The organism is Rhodoplanes tepidamans, assembly GCF_030813915.1.
Lineage (GTDB): Bacteria > Pseudomonadota > Alphaproteobacteria > Rhizobiales > Xanthobacteraceae > Rhodoplanes > Rhodoplanes tepidamans.
This window is the reverse complement of record NZ_JAUSUJ010000024.1, coordinates 1-22,756: the sequence shown is the minus strand read 5'-3', so window position 1 is coordinate 22,756 and position 22,756 is coordinate 1. Positions and strand designations below refer to the sequence as shown.

General features: G+C 69.2%; 22 protein-coding genes and 1 tRNA gene. 12 read left to right on the top strand and 11 right to left on the bottom strand.

The features are described from left to right. Positions 1–11: 11 nt before the first annotated feature. Positions 12–1,058, bottom strand: coding sequence for an amidohydrolase family protein (locus tag J2S22_RS23875; protein WP_272778704.1), 1,047 nt, complete (start codon positions 1,056–1,058; stop codon positions 12–14). A 258-nt stretch (positions 1,059–1,316) separates the two neighbouring features. Between J2S22_RS23875 and J2S22_RS23870 the strand changes: the two genes are divergently transcribed. Further along, positions 1,317–2,219, top strand: coding sequence for a LysR family transcriptional regulator (locus tag J2S22_RS23870; RefSeq protein ID WP_272778705.1), 903 nt, complete (start codon positions 1,317–1,319; stop codon positions 2,217–2,219). An 80-nt stretch (positions 2,220–2,299) separates the two neighbouring features. Here J2S22_RS23870 and argB read toward each other — a convergent pair whose 3' ends face one another. Beyond that, entirely contained in the window at positions 2,300–3,184 is an 885-nt protein-coding gene (gene argB / locus J2S22_RS23865; protein WP_272778706.1) for an acetylglutamate kinase, read from the bottom strand. 292 nt (positions 3,185–3,476) lie between these two features. Here argB and J2S22_RS23860 point away from each other — a divergent pair, with 292 nt between their 5' ends. Beyond that, entirely contained in the window at positions 3,477–4,523 is a 1,047-nt protein-coding gene (locus tag J2S22_RS23860) for a tyrosine--tRNA ligase (protein WP_272778707.1), read from the top strand. Here J2S22_RS23860 and J2S22_RS23855 read toward each other — a convergent pair. The 6 genes from J2S22_RS23855 to rpmH form a co-directional block, all read right to left on the bottom strand. Continuing rightward, positions 4,424–5,524, bottom strand: coding sequence for a sugar kinase (locus J2S22_RS23855; protein WP_272778708.1), 1,101 nt, complete (start codon positions 5,522–5,524; stop codon positions 4,424–4,426). The two genes, J2S22_RS23860 and J2S22_RS23855, sit on opposite strands and share 100 nt — an antisense overlap. A gap of 158 nt (positions 5,525–5,682) precedes the next feature. Then, positions 5,683–6,054: a DUF423 domain-containing protein gene (locus J2S22_RS23850; RefSeq protein ID WP_272778709.1), complete on the bottom strand. Its 372-nt coding sequence runs from the start codon at positions 6,052–6,054 to the stop codon at positions 5,683–5,685. Positions 6,055–6,234: 180 nt separating this feature from the next. Then, complete coding sequence (yihA, locus tag J2S22_RS23845) at positions 6,235–6,906, bottom strand: ribosome biogenesis GTP-binding protein YihA/YsxC (protein ID WP_370878246.1); 672 nt, start codon at positions 6,904–6,906, stop codon at positions 6,235–6,237. A gap of 204 nt (positions 6,907–7,110) precedes the next feature. After that, entirely contained in the window at positions 7,111–8,961 is a 1,851-nt protein-coding gene (gene yidC, locus J2S22_RS23840; protein ID WP_272778710.1) for a membrane protein insertase YidC, read from the bottom strand. Further along, positions 8,958–9,383: a ribonuclease P protein component gene (gene rnpA, locus J2S22_RS23835; protein ID WP_272778711.1), complete on the bottom strand. Its 426-nt coding sequence runs from the start codon at positions 9,381–9,383 to the stop codon at positions 8,958–8,960. Before rnpA ends, yidC begins: the two co-directional genes overlap by 4 nt. 30 nt (positions 9,384–9,413) lie before the next feature. Further along, positions 9,414–9,548 carry a 50S ribosomal protein L34 gene (gene rpmH / locus J2S22_RS23830; RefSeq protein ID WP_111360736.1) on the bottom strand — a complete coding sequence of 45 codons (135 nt, stop codon included), beginning with the start codon at positions 9,546–9,548 and terminating at the stop codon, positions 9,414–9,416. A gap of 324 nt (positions 9,549–9,872) precedes the next feature. Here rpmH and J2S22_RS23825 point away from each other — a divergent pair, with 324 nt between their 5' ends. From J2S22_RS23825 to J2S22_RS23810, 4 genes are all read left to right on the top strand, one after another. After that, on the top strand, positions 9,873–10,682 hold the full coding sequence (locus J2S22_RS23825) for a VTT domain-containing protein (protein ID WP_272840450.1): 810 nt from the start codon (positions 9,873–9,875) through the stop codon (positions 10,680–10,682). After that, positions 10,679–12,133, top strand: coding sequence for a dihydrolipoyl dehydrogenase family protein (locus tag J2S22_RS23820; protein WP_272780749.1), 1,455 nt, complete (start codon positions 10,679–10,681; stop codon positions 12,131–12,133). Before J2S22_RS23825 ends, J2S22_RS23820 begins: the two co-directional genes overlap by 4 nt. Before the next feature lie 326 nt (positions 12,134–12,459). Then, on the top strand, positions 12,460–13,836 hold the full coding sequence (locus J2S22_RS23815; protein ID WP_272780759.1) for a sensor histidine kinase: 1,377 nt from the start codon (positions 12,460–12,462) through the stop codon (positions 13,834–13,836). A gap of 427 nt (positions 13,837–14,263) precedes the next feature. After that, positions 14,264–14,340, top strand: a tRNA-Arg gene (locus J2S22_RS23810). A 41-nt stretch (positions 14,341–14,381) separates the two neighbouring features. Here J2S22_RS23810 and J2S22_RS23805 read toward each other — a convergent pair. After that, the gene (locus J2S22_RS23805; RefSeq protein WP_272780750.1) at positions 14,382–14,738 is read right to left on the bottom strand and encodes a type II toxin-antitoxin system RelE/ParE family toxin; all 357 of its coding nucleotides are present in this window, start codon (positions 14,736–14,738) and stop codon (positions 14,382–14,384) included. 7 nt (positions 14,739–14,745) lie between these two features. After that, positions 14,746–15,033, bottom strand: coding sequence for a type II toxin-antitoxin system ParD family antitoxin (locus tag J2S22_RS23800; protein WP_272780751.1), 288 nt, complete (start codon positions 15,031–15,033; stop codon positions 14,746–14,748). A gap of 162 nt (positions 15,034–15,195) precedes the next feature. On the opposite strand from J2S22_RS23800, the gene qatA reads away from it, so the two are divergent. The 6 genes from qatA (at position 15,196) to J2S22_RS23770 (ending at position 22,066) form a co-directional block, all read left to right on the top strand. Next, on the top strand, positions 15,196–17,157 hold the full coding sequence (qatA, locus tag J2S22_RS23795; protein WP_272780752.1) for a Qat anti-phage system ATPase QatA: 1,962 nt from the start codon (positions 15,196–15,198) through the stop codon (positions 17,155–17,157). Next, complete coding sequence (qatB, locus tag J2S22_RS23790; protein WP_272780753.1) at positions 17,157–18,029, top strand: Qat anti-phage system associated protein QatB; 873 nt, start codon at positions 17,157–17,159, stop codon at positions 18,027–18,029. Before qatA ends, qatB begins: the two co-directional genes overlap by 1 nt. Continuing rightward, on the top strand, positions 18,026–19,375 hold the full coding sequence (gene qatC, locus J2S22_RS23785; protein ID WP_307155881.1) for a Qat anti-phage system QueC-like protein QatC: 1,350 nt from the start codon (positions 18,026–18,028) through the stop codon (positions 19,373–19,375). Before qatB ends, qatC begins: the two co-directional genes overlap by 4 nt. A 6-nt stretch (positions 19,376–19,381) precedes the next feature. After that, positions 19,382–20,134 carry a Qat anti-phage system TatD family nuclease QatD gene (qatD, locus tag J2S22_RS23780; protein WP_272780755.1) on the top strand — a complete coding sequence of 251 codons (753 nt, stop codon included), beginning with the start codon at positions 19,382–19,384 and terminating at the stop codon, positions 20,132–20,134. Positions 20,135–20,368: 234 nt separating this feature from the next. Next, entirely contained in the window at positions 20,369–21,685 is a 1,317-nt protein-coding gene (locus tag J2S22_RS23775; protein WP_272780756.1) for an NAD(P)/FAD-dependent oxidoreductase, read from the top strand. A gap of 12 nt (positions 21,686–21,697) precedes the next feature. Further along, positions 21,698–22,066, top strand: coding sequence for a DUF5368 domain-containing protein (locus J2S22_RS23770; protein WP_272780757.1), 369 nt, complete (start codon positions 21,698–21,700; stop codon positions 22,064–22,066). A gap of 91 nt (positions 22,067–22,157) precedes the next feature. Here J2S22_RS23770 and J2S22_RS23765 read toward each other — a convergent pair whose 3' ends face one another. Beyond that, positions 22,158–22,460: a hypothetical protein gene (locus J2S22_RS23765; protein WP_272780758.1), complete on the bottom strand. Its 303-nt coding sequence runs from the start codon at positions 22,458–22,460 to the stop codon at positions 22,158–22,160. Between the last annotated feature and the right edge of the window lie 296 nt (positions 22,461–22,756).

Genomic DNA, 22,756 nt, shown 5'->3' with positions numbered 1-22,756 from the left:
GATGGACGCGATCAGGCCGGGGGGCCGTCGCCGATGCCGAGCACGCGCAGGCGGTCGTTCAGACGGCCGTAGACGCGCCGGGCGTTGCCCTCGAAGATCTTGTGCCGGTCGGCCGCGCTCAGGGTGGCGAGACCGTCGATGTAGCGCCTGGTGTCGTCGTAATGGTGCCCGGTCCGCGGATCGATGCCGCGCACGGCGCCGATCATCTCCGAGGCGAACAGGATGTTGTCGGCCGGCACCACCCGGGTGAGCAGCTCGATTCCGAGCGCGTGATAGACGCAGGTGTCGAAGAAGACGTTGTTCAGCAGGAGGTCTTCCAGCGGTCCGCGCCCCATGTCCTGGGCGAGGCCGCGATAGCGGCCCCAGTGGTACGGCACCGCGCCGCCGCCGTGCGGGATGACGAACTTCAGCGTCGGGAAGTCCCGGAACAGGTCGCCCTCCAGGACCTGCATGAACGCCGTGGTGTCGCCGTTGATGTAGTGCGAGCCGGTGGTGTGGAAGCAGGCGTTGCACGACGCGCTGACATGGATCATGCCCGGCACGTCGAGCGCCGCCATGGCCTCCCACAGCGGGTACCACCAGCGGTCGGTCAGCGGCGGGGTCGTCCAGAAGCCGCCGGTCGGGTCGGGATTGATGTTGCAGCCGACGAAGCCGAGCCGCTCGACGCAGCGCACCAGCTCGTCGACGCAGGCCGCCGGCTCGACGCCGGGCGACTGCGGAAGCTGGCAGACCCCGACGAAGTTCTTCGGGAACAGCGTGCAGATGCGATGGATCAGGTCGTTGCAGACGTGCGTCCAGGCGAGGCTCACGGCGGCGTCGCCGACGTGGTGCGCCATGCCGGCGGCGCGCGGCGAGAACAGGGTCAGGTCGGTGCCGCGCTGCCGCTGCGCGGCGATCTGCGCACCCTCGACGCAGGCCCGCAGCGTCTCGTCGTCGATCGACAGCGACTCCGGATCGGGCCCCGGCCGGCCCTCGGCGTGTGCGGCGATCTGCCGGCGGCGGAAGTCGTGCAGCGCCTCGGGCTCGGTGGTGAAGTGGCCGTGGCAGTCGATGATCATGTCCGGTTCGTCTCGGTGATGCGGAAACGACGGAACCTGCGGAGCGGCGCCGTCGCGTCGACGCCGGCGCCCCGCGGCCGGTCGCCGGCCGTCGCCGCCGCGGGACGGCGATCGACCGGGTGACCGGATTCTCCTAGCACCGGCCGCGATCGCGCATGCAGCGATTAATTATGATAGGTTTTCATCTCTTCTTGGAATGATGCGCCGCACCCTGCGGCGACCGGCCGGCGCATGGCCGGGCACGAGGCAGGAGATCACGTGACGGTCACGCTCAAGCAGATCGAGGCGCTGCATTGGATCGCCCGGCTCGGCACCTTCGAGCGTGCCGCGGCGCGCCTGAACACCACCCAGTCGGCGGTGTCCAAGCGCATCCAGGAGCTCGAGGCGGCGACCGGGCTGGCGCTGTTCGACCGCACCCGTCGCGGCGCGCGGCTGACCGAGCAGGGCGAGCAGGTGCTGGCGCTCGGCCGCGAGATGATGACCCTCGAAGGCCGCATCCTCGATCTGCGCAGCGGCAGCGAGCCGCCGACCCGGCGGCTGCGCATCGGCGTCACCGAGCTGTCGGCGCTGACCTGGCTGCCGCGCTTCGTGGCGATCCTGCGCCGGTCGCATCCCGCCGTGACGATCGAGCCCGACGTCGACCTCACCCGGAACCTGCACGAGCGCCTGCTGGAGGGCGCCCTCGACCTCGTGGTCGCGCCGGAGCTGACGCCCGATCCGGAGGTCGTCGCGGTGCCGCTCGCCGACGTCGAGAACGCCTGGATGAGCCGGCCCGGCCTGGTGACGGCGCGACGCCCGATCCCGCTGGAGGCGCTGGTGCGCCACCCGATCGTCACCCAGGGCAACCGGGCGGGCTCGGGCGTCCTCTACGCGCGCTGGTTCAAGGCACAGGGCATCGTGCTGGAGCGTACCATGTCGACCGACAGCATGATGGCGGCGGTCGGCCTCACGGTCGCCGGGCTCGGCGTGGGCTACCTGCCGCGCCGCTGCTTCCGGCCGCTGGTGCAGGAGGGCAAGCTGGTGGTGGTGCCGACCCGGCCGGCGCTGCCGCCGGTGCCCTACGCGGCCCTGTATCGCAGCGACGGCCCGACCGCCTTCCTGGCCGGTGTCGTCGCCATCGCCCGCAAGGTGTGCGACTTCTCGCGCCAGCTCCAGCGCTGAGCGGCCGCGCCGGCGCACCGGCGCGGGTCGGCCCCGCCGTCGAGAGATCGGCCGTGGATGAGCGGTGGATCAGCGGTGGATCAGCGGTGGATCAGCGTGCCGGCGCCGTGGTCGGTCAGGAGCTCGAGCAGCACCGCGTGCTCGACCTTGCCGTCGAGGATGACGACGCCCTCGACGCCCGCCTCAAGCGCGTAGATGCAGGTCTCCACCTTGGGGATCATGCCGCCCGTGATGGTGCCGTCGGCGATCAGCCGGCGCGCGTCCTCGATCGACAGCTCCTTGATGAGCTGCTTCGACTTGTCGAGCACGCCGGGCACGTCGGTGAGCAGCAGCAGGCGCTTCGCCTTGAGGGCGCCGGCGACGGCGCCCGCGAAGGTGTCGGCATTGACGTTGTAGGTTCCGCCCTCGGCCGAGGTGGCGACCGGCGCCAGCACCGGAATCAGGTCCTTGCCGAGGATCTGGTCGAGCACCGAGGTGTCGACCTTCTCGGGCTCGCCGACGAAGCCGAGGTCGACGATCTGCTCGATCGCCGAGCCGGGATCGACCACGGTGCGGCTGACCTTGCGGGCCGTCACCATGTTGCCGTCCTTGCCGCACAGGCCGACCGCCTTGCCGCCCGCCTCGTTGATGTAGCCGACGATCTGCTTGTTGATCGAGCCGGCCAGCACCATCTCGACGACCTCGATGGTGGCGGCGTCGGTAATGCGCAGGCCGGCCGCGAACTCCGACTTGATTCCGAGCCGCTTGAGCATGCCGCCGATCTGCGGGCCGCCGCCGTGCACCACCACCGGGTTGATGGCGGTCTGCTCGAGCAGCACGATGTCGCGGGCGAAGCTCTTCGCCCCGGCCTCCTCGCCCATGGCGTGGCCGCCGTACTTCACCACGACGACCTCCTCGTCGTAGCGCTGCATGTGGGGCAGCGCCTCGATCAGGACGCGGGCGATGTCGTGCGGCGACACGGTCATGGGAGGTCCTCGGGCAGGCGGTCCGACGGCGGCCGGAACGGCTCGCCGGGTTTTACCGGGCCGCGCCGCCGCGGGGAAGGGGCCGGGGCGGCGGCCGGTCGCGACCCCGGATTGCGGGCCCCGCATCGCAGGTGTAAGAGGGCCGCCATGACTCGCGCCGGCCATCCCTCCAGCTCGTATTGGCTGCCCTCACCATAGGGCGGCGCGAACGGTCATTGTCACCACGTGCCGCCGCGGGTCGGCGGCGCATGGATGGGTGGCGGTCTCCGGCCTCGGCCTTCAGGAGATCGCCATGCCGGCCCCCCGGCCCCTTCCACCCCTCGTCCTGCGGTCCGATGCGCTGCTGGCGCTCGCCGAGCGCGGCCTCGTCGAGCGCTGCACCGATCTCGCCGGGCTCGACGCCCGTCTGCGCGCCGGGCCGGTGGCCGCCTATGCCGGCTTCGACCCCGACGACCCGGTCCGTCTCGAACACCTCGTGCCGCTGATGGCCCTGCGCCGGCTCGCCCGCGCCGGGCACCGGCCGATCGTCCTCACCGGCGGCGGCACGGCCCGGATGGCGTCGCCCGCGGGCGGCCTCCAGGGCTGCGACGGCACAGTGTCCGCCGCGCCGCCCGAGATCGCGGTGCTGGCCGGCCGCGTGCTCGGCTCGGCCGGCGGCGGCCCACTCCTGGTCGACAATGCCGACTGGCTCGACCGGCTCGGCTATGCCGCGTTCCTGCGCGACGTCGGCCGCCACGTCCGGATCGACCGGCTGCTCGGGCTCGCCGGGATCCGGACGCGTCTGACACGCGGCGTACCGGTCTCGCTGCTCGAGCTGAACTTCGTGGTCGTGCAGGCCTACGACTTCCTGACCCTCGCCCGCGACCACGGCTGCGTGCTGCAGATCGGCCTCGCCGGGCAGTGGGAGACGATCGCGGCCGGGGTCGCGATCGGCCGGCGCACCGGCTGGCCGGCCTTGTGGGGCCTCGCGGCTCCAGGACTCGGGGCGGCGGAGCGGCCCGACGCCGGGACGGCCGGGCCGGAGCCGGGACCGGGCGCGAGCCTGGCGGAGCGGCTTCGTGCCGCCTGCCTGCGGCTGCCGGAGGCGGCGCTCGGGCGCGCCCTGCGGCTGCTGAGCGAGCTGCCGCTCCCCGAGGTCGACCGCCTCGCCGGGCTGCGCGGCCGCGAGGCCGAGGAGGCCCGGGCCGTGCTGGCCGATGCAGTCGCGACGCTGTGCGGCGGGCCGGTGCAGCCGCCGGCTCACCCGGCCGGCTCGGGCCACGGCAGCACCGCGTCGAGCACCTCGTCGGCGCTCGCGGTGGAGACGTCACCGGGCGAGGTCATGGCGAGCGCGCCGTGAGCGACGCCGCAGTCGACCGCGGCCTGCGGGCCGCGGCCGGTGAGGAAGGCCCAGGCGAGACCGGACGCGAAGGCGTCGCCGCCGCCCATGCGGTCGTAGATCTCGAGGTCTCTTCGCGGACGCGCCCTGTAGATCTCGCCGCCGGCCCACAGGAGTCCGCCCCAGTCGTTGAAGCCGGCCGTGCGGGCGTCGCGCAGGGTCGTCGCGGCGACCCGCAGGCCCGGATAGGCGGTCGTGGCGGCCGAGAGGATCGCCTCGCCGTTCTCGGGGTCGAACTGCGTCGCGCCGGGATGCGGCAGCACGACGTCGAGGCCGAGGCGGGACACGAAATCCTCCTGGTTGCCGATCATCACGTCGACGAAGGGCGCGATCGCCCGGTTCACGGCGCGGGCGGCCTCCGCCCCGCCGCGGTCCTTCCACAGCGAGGCCCGGAAGTTGAGGTCGTAGGAGACGACGGTGCCGCAGCGGCGTGCCGCCTGCACGGCCTCCCGCGCCACCGCGGCCGTGTCGGAGGACAGGCCGGCGAAGATGCCGCCGGTGTGGAACCAGCGCACCCCCTCGCGGCCGAACAGCGCGTCCCAGTCGATCTCGCCGGGCCGCATCTGCGCCGCCGCCGAGTGTCCCCGGTCGACGCAGCCGAGCGCGGCACGGCCGCCGTACCCCTTCTCCGTGAAGTTGAGCCCGACGCGGCCCGAGCGGCCGACGCCGTCGAACCGGCGCCAGCGAACGTGGGAGGTGTCGACGCCGCTCGTCTGGATCAGGTCTTCGGTCAGCCGTCCGAGCTCGCTGTCGGGCAGCGCCGTCACCACGGCGGCGCGCAGCCCGAAGCATTTCCGCATCGCCCGCGCGACGTTGTACTCGCCGCCGCCCTCCCACACCCGGAAGCGGCGCGCCTCGCGGACGCGGCCGAACTCGGGATCGAAGCGCAGCATCACCTCACCGAGGGCGACGCAATCCCAACGCGTGACGCTCGACGGACGAATGGCGAGACCCTCGGACATGGCGGATCGAGGCCGGGCCGGCCGCGGTCCCCGCAGCGGACCCGCGGGTGCCCCGGACGCAAGTAACTATACAGTTACTTGTCGTCGAATCCAGGCTCCGACCTCTGCCCGAAAGGCACGTCCGCCCCACGCCGGGAGCAGGCCGGCGGGCGGTCCGCTCAGCCGCCGCGGACCATCCGCACGGCGGCCGAGATCGAGAAGGCGAGCCAGCTCAGGATCAGGATGCTGCCGCCGGTCGGGGCCGCCATCGGGAACAGGCGATTGCCGACGAAGGCGCGCAGCGCGATGTCGCCGGAGAAGAGCAGCGCGCCGAACACGAAGCCGATCAGCGCGGCGAGCGCCAGCGGCCGGAAGGTGAGGCCGGCCGCCACGGCCGCGGCGGCGGCGACCAGCGCGGCCGCGTGCACCATCAGGATCAGCGCGGCGCTGTCGAGCCCGACGCCCGGCGCCGCATGGGCGGCGGCAGCCGCCAGCGCCACGCCGGCGGCCCCCATCAGGCCGGCGACCAGCACGAAGAACGGAAGGGTCATGAAAGGCGATCCTTGAACTGTCTCGAGCGACGCGGAGCCACCGTCGGAGCGGTCCCCGTCGCGGCATCCCCGATCTCCGCTCATGCCCGCGAAAGCAGGCGTCCAGAGCGACACGACATGTGGCCCCTGGGTCCCCGCCTTCGCGGGGACGAGCGGACCGAGACTATCACCATGTCTCCCTTACCGTACCTCGTCCATCAGCCGGGCGACGGCGGCGCGCAGCTCGCCGATCCCGGCGCCGGTGCGCGCCGACGTCGTGAGAAGGCCCGGATAGGCGGCCGTGCGGGTCTTCAGCGCCGCCTCGGTCGCGGCCGTGACGGCGGCGAGCTCCGAGGGCTTCGGCTGGTCGGCCTTGGTGAGGACGATCTGGTAGCTCACCGCCGCCTCGTCGAGGAGGTCGAGCACCGGGGCGTCGGTGTCCTTGAGGCCGTGGCGAGCGTCGATCAGCACGTAGACGCGGGCGAGATTGGCACGGCCGCGCAGATAGGCGCGGATCAGCTCGGTCCAGGCCGCCACCTTGGCCTTGGGCGCGGCGGCATAGCCGTAGCCCGGCATGTCGACGAGGCGCAGCCGGTCGCCGGCCGAGAAGAAGATCAGCTCCTGGGTGCGGCCCGGCGTCTGCGACGTGCGGGCGAGCCCGTCGCGGCCGGTGAGCGCGTTGACGAGGCTCGACTTGCCGACGTTCGAGCGGCCCGCGACCGCGATCTCGACGCCGAACATCTTGGGCAGCGCGCCCATGTTCGCCGCCGCCGCCATGAACTGCCAGTCCACCGCGAACAGCTTTCGCCCGGCGGACATCTCGGCCGGGGTGAAGGGCGCGGGTGCGACGGGGGAGGTAGGGGCGTCGGTCATGATGCCTCGTCCAATGTCCGAGCAGTCATGGCCGGGCTCGTCCCGGCCGTCCACGTCCTCGTCGCCGAAGGCATTCGAGACGTGGATGCCCGGCACGAGGCCGGGCACGACGAATCAGAATCCGTGGCAGTCGCCGTGAGACGTGGATGGCCGGGACGAGCCCGGCCATGACGACGTTTCTCGATGCGGAGCGGGGCGCCCGCCCTACTCCGTCTTGCGCTTCGGGATCAGGCCCTTGATGTTGTCGAACAGCTCGATCTTGGCGCCGTTCTTGCGCATGATCACGGCCTGCTGGATCACCGAGAGCGTGTTGTTCCACGCCCAGTAGATCACCAGGCCGGCCGAGAAGCTCGCCAGCATGAAGGTGAAGATCACCGGCATCCAGTCGAAGATCATCTTCTGGGTCGGATCGGGCGGCGCCGGGTTCAGCTTCATCTGGAACCACATGGTGACGCCCATGATGAGCGGCCATGCGCCGAGATGCAGGAACGAGCCGATCACCGGGACCACGGTCGGATCGAACGGCAGCAGACCGAACAGATTGAAGACCGTCGTCGGATCCGGCGCCGACAGATCGTGGATCCAGCCGAAGAACGGCGCGTGCCGCATCTCGATGGTGACGAACAGAACCTTGTAGAGCGAGAAGAACACGGGAATCTGGATCACCACCGGCCAGCAGCCGGCGATCGGGTTGATCTTCTCCCGCTTGTAGAGCTCCATCAGCTCCTGCTGCTGCTTGACCTTGTCGTCCGGGTACCGCTCCCGCAGCGCCGCCATCTGCGGCTGCACGGCCTTCATCTTGGCCATCGAGGCGTAGGACTTGTTGGCGAGCGGGAAGAACAGGATCTTGATCAGCACCGTCACCAGCAGGATGGCGACGCCGAAATTGTGGGTCCACTGGAACAGGAAGTCGATGGTCCAGAACATCGGCTTGGTGATGAAGTAGAACCAGCCCCAGTCGATCAGCAGCTCGAAGCGGTTGAGCTTGAGCGCCTTGTCGTAGGCGTCGACGGTGGCGACCTCCTTGGCGCCGGCGAACAGCCGGCCCATGGCGCTGCCGGTCTGGCCGGGCTGCACCGTGACGGGATCGAGCAGATAGTCGGTCTGGAAGGTGCGCAGGTTGCCGGCCTGGCCGGACGAGAACTTGGCCTGCAGGCTCGCCGCCGGATCGGGCAGCAGGGTCGCGGCCCAGTACTTGTCGGTGATGCCGAGCCACGCATTGGTGACCTTGAAGGGCATCACCTTCTTGTCCTCGATGGCCTTGTAGGTGACCTCCTGCAGGCCCTGGTCGCCGAGCACGCCGATCAGGCCTTCGTGCAGGATGTAGTAGCCGAGCGTCTGCGGCGTGCCGTGGCGCGAGACCAGCGCATAGGGATAGAGCGTCACCGGGGCCGCGCCGGAATTGACGACGTCGTCCTTCACGGTGAACAGGAACTTGTCGTCGACCGTGATGGTGCGGCGGAACTGGAGGCCCTCGCCGTTGTCCCACACGAGCGTCACGGGCTTCGCCGGCGTCAGCGCCCCGCTGCCCTCCTGGGTCCACACCGTGTCGGGGCCCGGGAGCTTCACGGCGGTGCCGGCGCCGCCGACCCAGCCGAACTCGGCGTAGAACGGATGCGGCGTGCCGGACGGCGAGAGGAGCACGATCGCCGGCGACTTCGGATCGACGGTCTCGCGGAAACGCACCAGCGCGACGTCGTCGATGCGGGCGCCCTTGAGGGCGATCGAGCCGCGGATGTTCGGGGTGTCCACCTGGAGGCGCGGCCCGGCGGCGAGCGCCGCCTCGCGCGACTGCTCGGCGGTGAGGACCTGGCCGGGGAGCGGCGGCGCGCTGCCGCCCGGCGTCGGCGCGCCGGTCGCCGGCTGCGGCGGGGCACCCGCCTGCCCGGCGGCCGGGGCCGACTGGCCGGGAGTCGCCGGCTGGGCCTGCTGCGTCTGCTGCTGCTGGATCTGGCGCTGCTTCTCCAGCTGCGGCATGCCGAAGAAGAATTGCCATGCGATCAGCACGACCGCCGACAGGGCGATGGCCAGGAGGACGTTCTTCTGTTCGTTCATGAGGACGCTCGGGCGGTCGGCCGCGGATCGGGTTTCGGGCCCTGCGCACCGTCGCGCGCAGGAAAATCGTCGCGCGCAGGAGGTTCGGGCCCGCGCGCGGGCCGGTGGACCCGCTTCACGGCACCGACGAAGTCGGCGACGCAGCGGTCGAACGGCCGGTCCAGGGCGGCGCGCCGGCCGATGATCACGTAGTCGCTGCCGTCCCGGAGACGCCCCGCGGCCGATAGCCGCACGACTTCCCGAAGCCGACGACGCACCCGGTTGCGCTCCACCGCGGTGCCGACCTTGCGGGTCACGGTGAAGCCGACCCGCGGCGGGCCTTGGTCACCCCGCTCGCGCGACTGCAGGACGAACGCCGGCGTGGGCGCCTTGGCGCCCTTGGCGGCGGCGAGGAAATCGGACCGTTGCCGCAGCCGCTGCATCGAGACGACGCCCGCGCGGCATCGGCGCGATCACGCGCTCAGCCGCTTGCGGCCGCGCGCGCGACGGGCGTTGAGCACCTTGCGGCCACCGACGGTCGCCATCCGGGCGCGAAAGCCGTGGCGGCGCTTGCGCACCAGTTTGCTCGGCTGATAGGTCCGCTTCACGGTCTTCTACTCCGCTTTTCGTGTCGGCCGGACGTTCTTGTCGCCGGCGCCGGGTCGGCACGTTGTCGCAGATCGTCGCTGTTCGGGGATCGGCGCGGCCGAAAATTCAGGGCCGGCTTATACGGGAGGCCCCTCCCCCCGTCAATGCGAGGGGAAATGCGATACCATCCCGCCGGCGCACGGGCGGACGGCCCGCAGCGCAGGGCGTTCAAAAGCCGGTGACGGCGCGGGCGGGACGGGCGCCGGCATCGTATAGAGCGAAAACTCGCGCCGTTCCGGCCCGGGGTCCACTGGTCGAGGTCGATTATCCCCCGTTCTCCGGACATGCCGGCCGATCCGCCGACCCGCCGCCCGCTGCGGCGGCTGGTGCGGCTGCTGCCGCTGATCGTGGCGGGCGGCGTCGCGCTGGCGCTCGTCGCGGGGGGCTGGCATCGCGAGATCTCGATGGAGGGGCTGATCCGCCATCACGCCCGGATCGAGGCGCTGGCGGCCGCCCACGCGGCCCCGGCGCTCGTCGGATTCGTGAGCCTTTACATCGTCGTAGCGGCGCTCGCCGTGCCCGGCGCGGCGGTCCTGACGATCGCCGGCGGGCTGCTGTTCGGCCCCCTGCTGGGCGGGCTCGGGACGCTGGTCGGGGCGACCGCGGGGGCGACGCTGCTGTTTCTCGCCGCCCGCACCGCGCTGGGCGGCTGGCTGGTGGCGCGGGCGGGGCGGAGGGCGGCGCGGATCGCGGCCGGGCTGCGCCGCGATGCCTTCGGCTATCTCCTTGTTCTGAGGCTGGTTCCGGTCGTGCCCTTCTGGCTCGTCAACCTCGTGGCGGCGGTCGCCGGGGTGGCGCTGCGGCCGTTCCTGGCGGCGACGGTGCTCGGCATCGCTCCGGCGACCTTCACGTTCGCCTTCATCGGCGCGGGGTTGGACGACGGCATCCGGATACAGGCGGCCCGCCACGCGGCCTGCCGGGCGGCCGGAACCGCCGACTGCGGCGTCGATTTCGACCTGTCGGCGGTGCTGACCCCGCAGCTGATCGCCGGGCTGGGGGCCCTCGCCGTCCTCGCCCTCGTGCCCCTCGTCGTCCGTCGTCGTCGCCTCGTCGCCGGCGACGAGACGACGACGGCGGCGCCGGGGCCGCCGTGACGGCCCGCCTCACCCCCGACCTGTGCGTGATCGGGGCCGGCGCGGCCGGCCTGTCGGTCGCGGCGGCGGCCGCCGGCTTCGGGGTGCCGGTGGTGCTGGTCGAGCGCGGCCGGATGGGAGGCGAATGCCTCAACACCGGCTGCGTGCCCTCCAAGGCGCTGATCGCCGCGGCCCGGCACGCGCACGCGATCGCGCAGGCGCCGCGCTTCGGCGTCGACTGTGGACCGCCGACCGTCGACTGGCAGACCGTCAAGGCGCATCTGCGGGGCGTCATCGACGGCATCGCCCCGGTCGACTCGGCCGCCCGCTTCGCCGGGCTGGGCGTGACCGTGATCCGCGGCACCGCCCGCTTCACCGGCCCCGGCACGCTGCGGGTCGACGGCGGGCCGGAGATCGCGGCGCGGCGGACCGTGATCGCCACCGGCGCGGTGCCGGCGATCCCGCCCATCCCGGGACTCGCCGACGCGCCGGTCCTCACCAGCGAGACGGTGTTCGAGCTCGACCGGCTGCCCGCCCATCTGATCGTGATCGGCGCCGGCGCGGTCGGGCTCGAGCTCGGCCAGGCGTTCCGCCGGCTCGGCAGCGCCGTGACGCTGATCGAGGCCGGCACGCCGCTCGCCGGCGAGGATCCCGAGATGGCCGACGTGGTGCTGGCGGCGCTGCGCCGCGAGGGCATCGCCCTCCACACCGGCACCACGGTGACCCGCGCGGAAAGACACCGCGACGGGATCGCGGTGACGCTCGCCAGGGGCGGGACGCCCGCCGGCGGCGCGACGCCCGGCCATGGCGGGACGCTCTCCGGCAGCCATCTCCTGGTGGCGGCCGGGCGCCGCCCGGATCTGGCGGCGCTGGAGCTCGACCGCGCCGGCATCGCGCACGGGCCGGACGGCATCGTGGTCGACCGCGGCCTGCGCACCACCAACCGCCGCGTCTACGCCATCGGCGACGCGATCGCCGGCCCGCGCCTCACCCATGCGGCGAGCCATCAGGCCGGCCTCGTGGTGCGCAGCGCCCTGTTCCGCCTGCCGGTGCGCTTCGACGCCGAGCTGATTCCGCGCACCGTGTTCACCGACCCGGAGCTCGCCCGCATCGGCCCGACCGAGGTGGCGCTGCGCGGGCGCGGCGTCGGGCCGCGGGTGCTGCGCTGGCCGCTGCACGACAACGACCGCGCGCGCGCGGAGCGCGATACCTCCGGACATGTCAAGTTGGTAACGACACGCCGCGGCCGCATTCTCGGTGCAAGCATGGTGGGCACTCAAGCGGGTGAGCTGATCACGACCGTCGCGCTCGCGGTCCGGCACCGCCTCGGGGTCCGCGACCTCGCCGAGCAGGTGGTGCCCTACCCGACCCGCGGAGAGATCGGGAAACGCGCCGCGATGACGTACTACGCCCGGAGTTTGACGAGCCCCGCGGTTCGCCGGATGATCGGCTGGTTGCGTCGGTTGGGCTGATGGACGCCGAAACTCCAACGAAACACCAGGGCGCGCCGCCGGAGCTCGCCCCCTCGCAGGCCCGCCCGGGACAGCCCGGCGCGGCCGCGGCCGAGGCGTCGCGCCCGGCCGCCCTGCGGGCCGCCGCGGGCGGCGCGGCCGCGGACTCCGCCTCCGCCGATCCCGCGCCGGCCTCCGCGGCTTCCGCCTCCGCGGCCTCCGCCGCCACGCCGGGCCACACCGTCTCGGGCCGGCCGCTGCCGGGGATTCTCGCCTCGGCGCGCGCCGTCGGGCTGCCGCGCTTCGGCCTGTCGGGCCGGCTCCTGGTGCTCACCATCCTGTTCGTGATGCTGGCCGAGGTGCTGATCTACGTGCCCTCGATCGCCAATTTCCGCCTGAGCTTCCTGAGCGACCGGCTGGCCGCCGCCCACACGGCCGCGCTGGTGCTCGACGCGGCGCCGAGCGGCATGGTGCCGGAGAGCCTGAGCCGGCAGATCCTCGACAGCATCGGGGCGCGCGCCGTCGCCATGAAGATGGGGCGCGAGCGCCGCCTGCTCGCCACCACCGAGCTGCCCGCCGCGGTGAGCCAGGAGGTGGACGTGCGCGAGGTCGGCGCCCTGCCGGCGATCGTCGACGCCTTCCGCACCCTGCTGGTCACCCGCGACAGCGACCTGATCCGCGCCGTCGGCCCCGCCCCGATGGGCGGCGAGTTCGTCGAGATCGTGCTGGAGGCCGGCCCGCTCAAGCAGGCGATGTGGCGCTACTCGCGCAACGTGCTGCTGCTGTCGCTGGTGATCTCGGCCATCACGGCGGCGCTGGTCTATCTCGCGCTGCACGTGCTGTTCGTGCGGCCGCTCCACCGCATCACCGCCAACATGACGGCGTTCCGGGCGAACCCGGAGAACCCGTCGCGCATCGCGCGGCGCTCCACCCGCGAGGACGAGCTCGGCATCGCCGAGCGCGAGCTCGCCGCGATGCAGACCGACCTCGCCTCGATGCTGGCCGAGCGCTACCGCCTCGCCGCGCTCGGGCTCGCGGTGTCGAAGATCAACCACGACCTGCGCAACCTATTGAACTCGGCGCAGCTGATCTCCGACCGGCTCGGCGGCATCGCCGACCCGCAGGTGCAGCGCTTCGCCCCCAAGCTGATGCTGGCGCTGGAGCGCGCCATCGCGTTCTGCGAGACGACGCTCGCCTATGGCCGCGCCCAGGAGCCGCCGCCCGACCGCAAGCCGGTGGCGGTCGACGCCCTGGTGGACGAGGCGCGCGAGTCGCTCGGGCTCATGCTCGACGGGCCGATCGGCTGGGTGACGGCGATCGAGCGCGGGCTGACGCTCGACGCCGACTACGAGCAGATGCTGCGCGTGCTGGTGAACCTGGTGCGCAACGCCGTGCAGGCGCTGGAGGGCCGCGCCCCCAACGAGCCGGGCCGCGACCAGATCCGCATCAGCGGCCGGCGCGAGGGCACCGTGGTGGTGCTGGAGGTGTCCGACACCGGCCCGGGCCTCACGAGCCGGGCGCGAGAGCACCTGTTCGAGGCGTTCCGCGGGTCGACCCGCTCGGGCGGCACCGGGCTCGGCCTCGCCATCGCGGCCGAGCTGGTGCGGCTGCACGGCGGCGAGATCGGCCTCGTCGAGGGCACGCTGGGCGCCACCTTCCGGATCGCCATCCCCGACCGCCCCATCGAGCTGCAGGACCGCCGCGACCAGCGCGCCCGGGCGTGAGGGGGGGGGCGGAGCGGAGGCGGGGTGACCGCTGTCCGGAGGAGGTTCGGCGTCATTCCGGGGCGCGGCGAAGCCGCGAACCCGGAATCCAGCGACAGCCTCCGTGTTCTCGGCTGGATTCCGGGTTCGACGCGCTCGAGGCGGCGCGAAGCACCGCCCCGAGCCCGCCGCCCCGGAATGACCAGCTCTCCGAGCTGCTGCGCCTTGTCCGGGGCACGCGGCTCCGGGGCACGCGGCCGGGAGACCGGGGACGCCTCGTCCCCCGGCCTGCGGCCCCGCCGCCCCCGGAGCGGGCGCCGGGATCCCGCCATGCACGCCGCGCCGTCGCGATCCCGTCATCGACGGCTTGCCAAGCCGGCGCCGAGTCGCTAGGGAATGCGTCGCCGCGCCCCGGCGTCCCCTGGACGCCCGCGGGCGGACCGGCCACGCGCCCGTAGCTCAGCTGGATAGAGCACCAGACTACGAATCTGGGGGTCGGACGTTCGAATCGTTCCGGGCGCGCCATTTTTCCAAGCACCCCTGCCCGCACCGACGTCACGCGACCGCTATTCGCGGCTCTCGTCGTCCGTCGATGGAAGGTGGCGCGGCACGTCCATTCTGTCGTGCAGGATGCGTACGATCTCGATCAGCCGCCCGGGAGCGACCCGGTACAGAAGGATGTGACGTCCGCGGCGACCGTGGCGTGCGACATGGAGCGTGCGCAGGCCCGGCATGATCTCGTCCCGCGCCCTGGATCCGGCGACCTCGGGACCGTCGGCCAGCTCGCCGATCGCCCGAACGAGCGTGTCCCGGTAGATCCGGGACTGGCCTTCGCCGAACGTCTCGGCGGTCCATTTGATGATGGTCGCGAAGTCGAGCTCTGCCGCCGCACCGAGGCGAACGCGCCATGTCCGCGCGGCCATGACGCTGCTACTCGGCCGTTCTGGAGATGACCTTCTCGGACAGGTCGTTCAGATAGGCCTGCAGGTCCTCGACACGCTCGAACTCCCGGAACTCGCCCCGATCCAGGGCGGCGACGCCGACGCGAGCCGCGTCCCGCAGGGCGTCCAGCTTCGTCGCGGCCTCGGCCTCGCGCTGCTCCACCAGCCGCAATCCCTCGCGCAGCACCTCGCTGGCGTTCTGGTAGCGGCCGGACTCGACGAGCGCCTGGATGAGATCCTCCTGGTGCTTCGTCAGCACGACGTTTCTGGTCGGCATCGGCCTCTCCACAATCTCGGGTTGTGAACGACGCGAGCATCGCCATGGCATAAACTGCCATGCGAGCTTCGTGGCTACAAGCCTGCGATCAACGTAGCAGTGCTGGGCGCAGCAATCTGCGCTACAACCACTGCTGGCCGAGACGCGAGGGGGCGGGGCAGGATGATCCTCACTGACAATGAGACGAAGATCGATCTCCTGAACAACGAGGCGATTGCAAAGACGATTATCGAATTACTCTGTGAAAGGCCTGAACGCGCCGTTACAATCGGAGTTCACGGCGATTGGGGCGCCGGGAAGTCCAGCATCCTGGAAATGATTGAGAGCGGCCTCGCTTTCAAAAAAGATATTCTCTGCATCAAGTTTAACGGGTGGCGCTTTCAAGGCTTCGAAGACGCGAAAATCGCTTTGATTGAGGGCATCGTCACAGGCCTTATCGAAAAGCGCCCCCTGCTCACCAAAACCGGCTTGGCCATTAAAGACATCTTCCAAAGGATCAATTGGCTCAAGATCGCGCGGCACGGGGGCGGATTCGCGTTCACCGCGCTTTCCGGCATGCCAACAGTCGACCAAGTTGGCGCCGTGGTCGGCAACTTGAAGGAAATCTATGCCGACCCTTCGAAGCTCGCCACAAAAGATTACTACGATAAGGCAATGGACAGCGTGCAAGGACTCCTGAAACCTGGGGCACCTAAGAACATACCAGAGGAGGTCGAAGAATTCAGAAAATCTTTCGACGAGCTACTTAAGCAAGCAGACGTACAGCAACTGATCGTCCTCATTGACGATCTTGATCGCTGTCTTCCCGACACAGCGATCGAGACGCTCGAAGCCGTACGGCTATTCGTATTCACGGCTAAGACCGCCTTCGTCGTCGCGGCCGACGAGGCGATGATCGAATATTCGGTGCGCAAACACTTTCCAGAACTTCCCGATACAACTGGCCCGCGTGATTACGCTCGCAACTACCTCGAAAAGCTAATTCAAATCCCATTCCGGATTCCAGCTTTGGGCGAAATGGAAACCCGCATTTACGTTACCTTATTGTTGATCGGCGCCCAACTTGGCGAGAACGACCCCGCATACACAACCCTCGTCGACGCTGCCCGCGAGCTGCTAAAACGGCCTTGGCAATCCGCCGGCCTAGATGCACAGACGGTCAAGACGGCTTTAGGCGAGCAAGCCGGTGCGGTTCAGAACGCGCTCATCTTGAGCGATCAGATCGGCCCGATTCTCGCCAGCGGGACCCAAGGTAATCCGCGGCAGATTAAGCGATTCCTGAACGGCCTATTGTTACGTCATCAGACCGCGCTTGCCCGAGGCTTCGGCGATGAGGTGAAGCTGCCTGTCCTGGCCAAACTCATGCTAGCAGAACGGTTCCTCTCCAGATTGTTCGACCAGATTGCTAGTGCTGCTGCCCGCAGTCAGAACGGCCGCTGCAAAGACTTGGCCGCTCTCGAAGCCGCCGCCCTGGAGGAAGCGTCAGCGGCCTCAAAGCCGAAGCGGGCCGGCCCGAGGGTCAGCGTGGTCGCGGACGACAAAACGATTGCCGCGCGCGAGTCCGAAGACAGCGCGATCCTGACGGAATGGAAGGCGGCCGATGCTATACGCGCATGGGCACGGCTATCGCCACCTTTGGCTGAACTGGACCTGCGCCCATACCTGTTTGTGACGAAGGACCGTAAAGACTATTTTGGCGCGGCGTCGGTGCTTGGTCGCCTGGCCGCGGTGGTCGAAAAACTGCTCGGCCCGAAACTCGCGGTGCAGGCGCTTGACGGAGAACTCAAGCAACTCGTTCCGGCCGAGGCAGCCCAGGTCTTCGAAGAGTTGCGGGGCCGCGTCATGGGAGGAGACTCCTTCGATACAGCGCCGCCCGGTATCGACGGGCTCGCTGTGTTGGTTCGCGCACACCCGACATTGCAGATAAACCTGCTCGATCTCTTAGAGGCACTCCCGGTTGATCGATGCGGCCCTTGGCCGGCGTCTGGCTGGGAAGCCGTCATCAAAGATACAGAAGCTGTGTTACGCTTCGAGAAGCTCCTGCGGCGGTGGTCCAGTTCCCAATCTGCGTTCCTGAAAGCGACGGCCGACGCCGCGCTTCGCACCCGGACGGGTAGGCGCTAATGGGCACATCGAACGCTTACGGCGGGGCGGGCGGCAGCACGCCGCTTATTCCGAGCTGGCTGCAGGGCGAGGAGGGTGCTGCGGCTGGGGATCGCGACGAGACGCAAACGTCGTCGGATTATGGGGCGCCTCCAGCTGTGCCGCCAGCGCCCGCTGCGCGACCGACGCCACAACTGGGAGCATCGGATAGGTTCACGTCGGCGAGAAGCAACTTCACTCGTTTTGCGAGTTCCGGCGGAAACGACCGCAGAAGTCTCGGCCGCGCGATATCGCAGTATGTATCGAAGTCGGCGGGCGGTTCCCGTCAAGCGGCGCAGCGCATGGGTTCGGCGCGCGGCGTAGGTGCGGGGCTAATCAGATTTCTCAACGATGCCGGCGCAAACGGTGCACGCGAAGCCCTGCGAACGCTGAGCCTTGATAGCCTTGCAGGGCGACCGATCGAAGAGGTGTTTGCAGGGCTCGCGGATTATATTTGTCCTGAAGGTGGAACGATTGATGAAGGTATTGCGCGAGATGCCTTTATTGAGACTATCGCCGATCTTGCCGGCGCTGGCATCACTAACATCGACGGGCTCGCAGCGAGCCAGATACAAGCAGTGTTCGAGCTCTATGCCACGCATGCGATCGAGGCGCGCATCTACAACGATATTGGCGCTAAGGTCATAACTTTACCCACAGATCCTCGTTCTGCTGAAAAAGTTCAGGCTCAATTGCGCGATTTCATTCAACGCGGGGTCAGCGACGCGATCAATGCCGCAGGTGTAGACATCCAGTCGCTATCCGCAACCGCGGTAACAGGCTTCGTCACAACAGTCTACAAATCCGCCTTCGACGTCTTGCAGACGATAGGTGATGCAGAGGCTGCGAAATGAGGCGCCATGTCATCATCGGCCGTTTTGGCCCTGACGATAAAGCTCGCGTCCCCAGAGCACGTGACGAAGTCGCGTCAACCTTGCAGTTGATTGCTGGAAAACATCTGGGGCACGGGATCGGCCGCGCGTTGGAGGACCTCGTAACATTACACCTAACCCCGAGCGAAATCGGCGCGGACCTACTCGTAGTAGCAGCTCATGTTCATGCCGCGGACACGCGCCTATCGCGCTCGACTGAATCGCAGGATTCGTGGACGCGTGAGATTAGACTGGTCGTCCCCGTCAGCGATCCAGCCCGGTGGACGTCTGCGGCGCCCATCCTGATACGGGCCCTAAACTTCCTGACTGGCGACAAGTGGGATGTCGGGTTCCGCAAGCGGCCAAAGGAGCACGAAAAGCTAGTTCCTCTCGGTGCGCCATCCCTCATTCCCGCACCCTTTGATGGAGTGAGCCTATTCTCCGGCGGCCTGGACAGCCTGATCGGTGCGATCAACAACTTGAATGCCGGGCATACGCCGCTTCTGGTGAGCCACGCCGGTGAAGGACTGGTGAGCAAATCACAAGAGCAGTGCTTCGAGGCGTTGAAGGCTACTTACAAGCGGTCCTTATTTGATCGGCTGCGGGTGTGGATGGCTTTCGACAGCGGGCTAGTCGAGAATGTCGCATCAGAGGATACCACGCGGGGTCGATCCTTCTTGTTCTTCTCGTTAGGTATAGCTGCCGGTACTGCACTCGGTCGCAATTTTGTGCTGAATGTTCCAGAGAATGGCCTCATCACCCTCAATGTACCGCTCGATCCATTACGTCTAGGAGCGCTCAGCACCCGGACAACACATCCCTTCTATATCGCCAGGTGGAACGAACTGATCCGAGAACTTGGCATTGGGGCGACGGTGGAGAATCCCTACTGGAATAGAACGAAGGGAGAGATGGTTGCCGAATGCTCCAATCAGGCACTGCTCAAGGAACTTGTCCCTCTATCGTTGTCGTGTTCGTCACCCGCGAAAGGACGCTGGACGAAGAAGCCGCTGGGACACTGTGGGTATTGCTTGCCGTGCCTCATTCGACGGGCTGCGTTGCGAGGCAGGGACTCGACGATTTATGGCGTACCCGACATTGAGGCTGCGACCTTGAATACCAGGCAGGCCGAGGGTCAGCAGGTCCGCTCCTTCCAGATCGCCATCGCGCGCCTATCGAAGCGCCCTCAACTCGCCAAGGCACTGATCCACAAGCCGGGGCCTCTCTACGATGATCCCTCCCGACACGACGCTCTGGCCGACGTCTACAGACGCGGGTTGGAGGAAGTGGGACGCTTGCTGACGGGCGTTCGCGCCGTACCGTCGTAAAAAATCATGCATTCGGGTCTCGTCGATTTCCATTGTCACCTCGATCTCTACTCCGACCATGCGGCGGCGGTAGAACAGTGCGAGCGCGAAGGAATCTTTACGCTGACCGTCACCACCACGCCAAAAGCTTGGCTACGGAACAACGAGCTGGCGACCCGCACGCGCCATGTCCGAGCGGCTCTCGGGCTGCACCCGCAGTTGGTCGCAGAACGAGCTCACGAGATCGATCTGTGGGAGAAACTACTGCCGCAAAGCCGCTATGTCGGAGAGGTCGGGCTAGATGCCAGCCCGCGTTTCTATAGATCGTTCGAGAACCAGAAACAAATTTTCGCCCGCGTGCTCTCCTTGTGCGCAGCGGCGGGAAACAAGATCGTGACGGTCCATAGCGTACGTGCGACTAAGGCCGTGCTAGATATGATTGAACAACAAATGCCACCCTCGTGCGGACGGGTTGTGCTTCACTGGTTCACCGGCACTGCTTCGGAAGCCAAGAGAGCCGTCGATCTCGGCTGCTACTTTTCTGTGAACACAGAAATGCTAGTGAACACGAGGCGTGCGGCGATTACCAAGACGTTGCCATTAGATCGCGTTCTAACGGAAACAGATGGGCCGTTCACACAGGTCGGCTTCCGCCCTGCCAGACCAAGCGATGTTCTTTTGGCAGTGGAAGGATTGGCGCGCTTGCATAACTTGACACGGAACGATATGTGCGCCGTCATCCTGCGGAACCTCAGAAACTTATGCACTGACTCGGAATAGCATTCCCTTGGGACGAGGGGTGAGGCTGCGGCGTCGGCGAGGGCTTCGCCCCTCACTGCCCCCGCCCCGCCCCGGTTCCGCCACATATGCATTCCTACGCATATACCGCCGGCTGAAAAAGCCGTCGAATCCGGGGTGGACTGCGCCCCCGGCTTTCCTCTCCTCGTCGCGTGCCCGGCCGGGCGGGCGCGGTCGCTGCCGACAAGAACGAACACAGCGAGGGAGAAGCGCGCGTTGGCCCGTGAGCACGACATCCTGACATCCCGCCGGGCCCTGCTGGGCCTCGCCGCGGCCGGCCTCGCCGGCACGGTTCCGCTGGCGCGGGCCCGGGCGGCCCGCGTCGCCACCAAGGCCCGCATCGTGATCGTCGGCGCCGGGGCGGCCGGCACCGCGATGGCGAGCCGGCTGGTCGAGCGGCTCGACGGCGCCGCCATCACGCTGGTCGACGGCCGCGCCGCGCACTGGTACCAGCCCGGCTTCTCGCTGGTCGCCGCCGGCCTGCGGCCCGCCTCCTACACGGTGTCGCGCACCACCGACTGGCTGCCCCAGGGCGTCACCCTGGTGCCGGAGGCCGCCGCCGGCATCGACCCGGTGGCGAAGACGGTGACGACCGCGGGCGGCAAGCGGCTCGCCTACGACTTCCTGATCGTCGCGCCCGGCCTGGTGCTCGACTACGCCGCGATCGAGGGCTTCTCGCTCGACCTGATCGGCCGCGACGGTATCGGCTCGCTCTATGCCGGGCCGGACTACGCGGCGAAGACCTGGGCGGCGGCCTCGGCCTTCGCCGACACCGGCGGCAAGGGCGTGTTCACCCGCCCGGGCACCGAGATGAAATGCGCCGGCGCGCCGCTCAAGCACACCTTCCTGATCGAGGACATCGCCAGCCGGCGGGTCGGCAAGGGCCGCTACGAGATCACCTACGCGGCCAACAACACGGCGCTGTTCAGCGTGCCGATCGTCTCCGAGAAGGTGCGCATGCTGTTCGAGGAGCGCGGCATCGCGGCCGTCTACAGCCACGTGCTCAAGGCCGTCGACCCGGGGCGGCGCATCGCCACCTTCGCGACGCCCAAGGGCGACACGCAGATGGCCTACGACTATCTGCACGTCATCCCGCCGCAGCGGGCCCCCGAGGTGATCCGCCAGTCCGGCCTGTCCTGGGCCGACAGGTGGACCGACCAGGGCTGGGTGGAGGCCGACCAGAAGACGCTGCGCCACCGCCGCTTCCCGGAGGTGTTCGCGATCGGCGACGTCGCCGGCGTGCCGAAGGGCAAGACCGCCGCCTCGGTGAAGTGGCAGGTGCCGGTGGTCGAGGACCACCTGGTGGCGCAGATCGAGGGCCGGCAGGGCACCGCCGTCTACGACGGCTACACCTCGTGCCCGCTGATCACCCGGGTCGGCCGCGCCATGCTGATCGAGTTCGACTACCACAACAATCTCACCCCCTCCTTCCCGGGCGTCATCGCGCCGCTGGAGGAGCTGTGGATCAGCTGGCTGATGAAGGAGGTCGCCCTCAAGGCGACCTACAGCGCCATGCTGCGCGGCCGGGCCTGAGGAGGACACGCCATGAAGGAGCTGACCGTCGGAACCCTGGTCGCGGTGTTCGAGGAGATGTTCGGCCTCGCGCTGTTCTGGATCATGGTGCTGGCCGCCGTCGCGGTGACGGCCGCCTATCTCTATGTGCTGATCCGCGACCGCCGGCTGTCGATGCGCAAGTTCCTGTGGGCGCAGCTCGCCATGCCGCTCGGCGCGGTGGCCGCCGTGCTGTTCGTGCAGGCGGTGACGCATTCGGGCTTCGACGACATCGGCGGGCCGGTCGACGTGATCGTGCTGCTCGGCGTCGCCGTGCTGGGCGCGGTCGGCATCGCCATCCTGGTCTACACGGCGCAGTCGCTGGTCCGCGGCGTCCGCGACGCCAGCCGCCGGGCGCTGTAGCGGGCCGCGACGGGCGGGCGCGGCGCTCGGTTGGAGCGACCGGCTCGGGCGCTCAGTTCGAGCGCTCAGTTGGAGCGCTCAGTTGGAGCGCTCAGTTCGAGCGCCTGGCGTTGCCGTTGGGCGTGTAGGCGGAGGCCTGGGTGTGGCCGCAGGCCGTGCACTCGTAGGTGCGCATCTCGCGGCTGATCGGCCCGGCGATGCTGAAGGTGCGCGCCACCACCTGGGTGCGATGGCCGCACTGCGCGCAGGCGGGGCGGTCCAGCACCACGTCGCGGTAGAGGATCAGGGTGGCGACGGTCTCGATGTCGAGGGGGGGCCGCGGCGGCACGGCGCGCGGCACCACCCTCTCGCGCCGGCTCCCTGCCCGATCGTCCCGGTCTTCACGGCCGCTCATGGGAGAGGGCCTCCGTGTCTCGCTGCAACCGGCAGCGGAATACCACGTGATGAGAAAACGTGAGTCCGTACATTCCCGCTCGCCGGCCCGGCCGATGGCTGCCCCGCGCCCCACGCGGCCGTCGGCGGCCGTTGGCGGCGGCGCGCGGCCGGCCGGACGCAGGGCCGCCCCGCGGGACGCAGGGCGATCGACCCGCGCGGACTAGAGCGGAATCCGATCAGGCTGCATCGTATCCTGCGGCGGCGAAGTAGTTGGCACATTCCGCCGGGGTGAAGGTGCGGACGAGGCCGCCGATC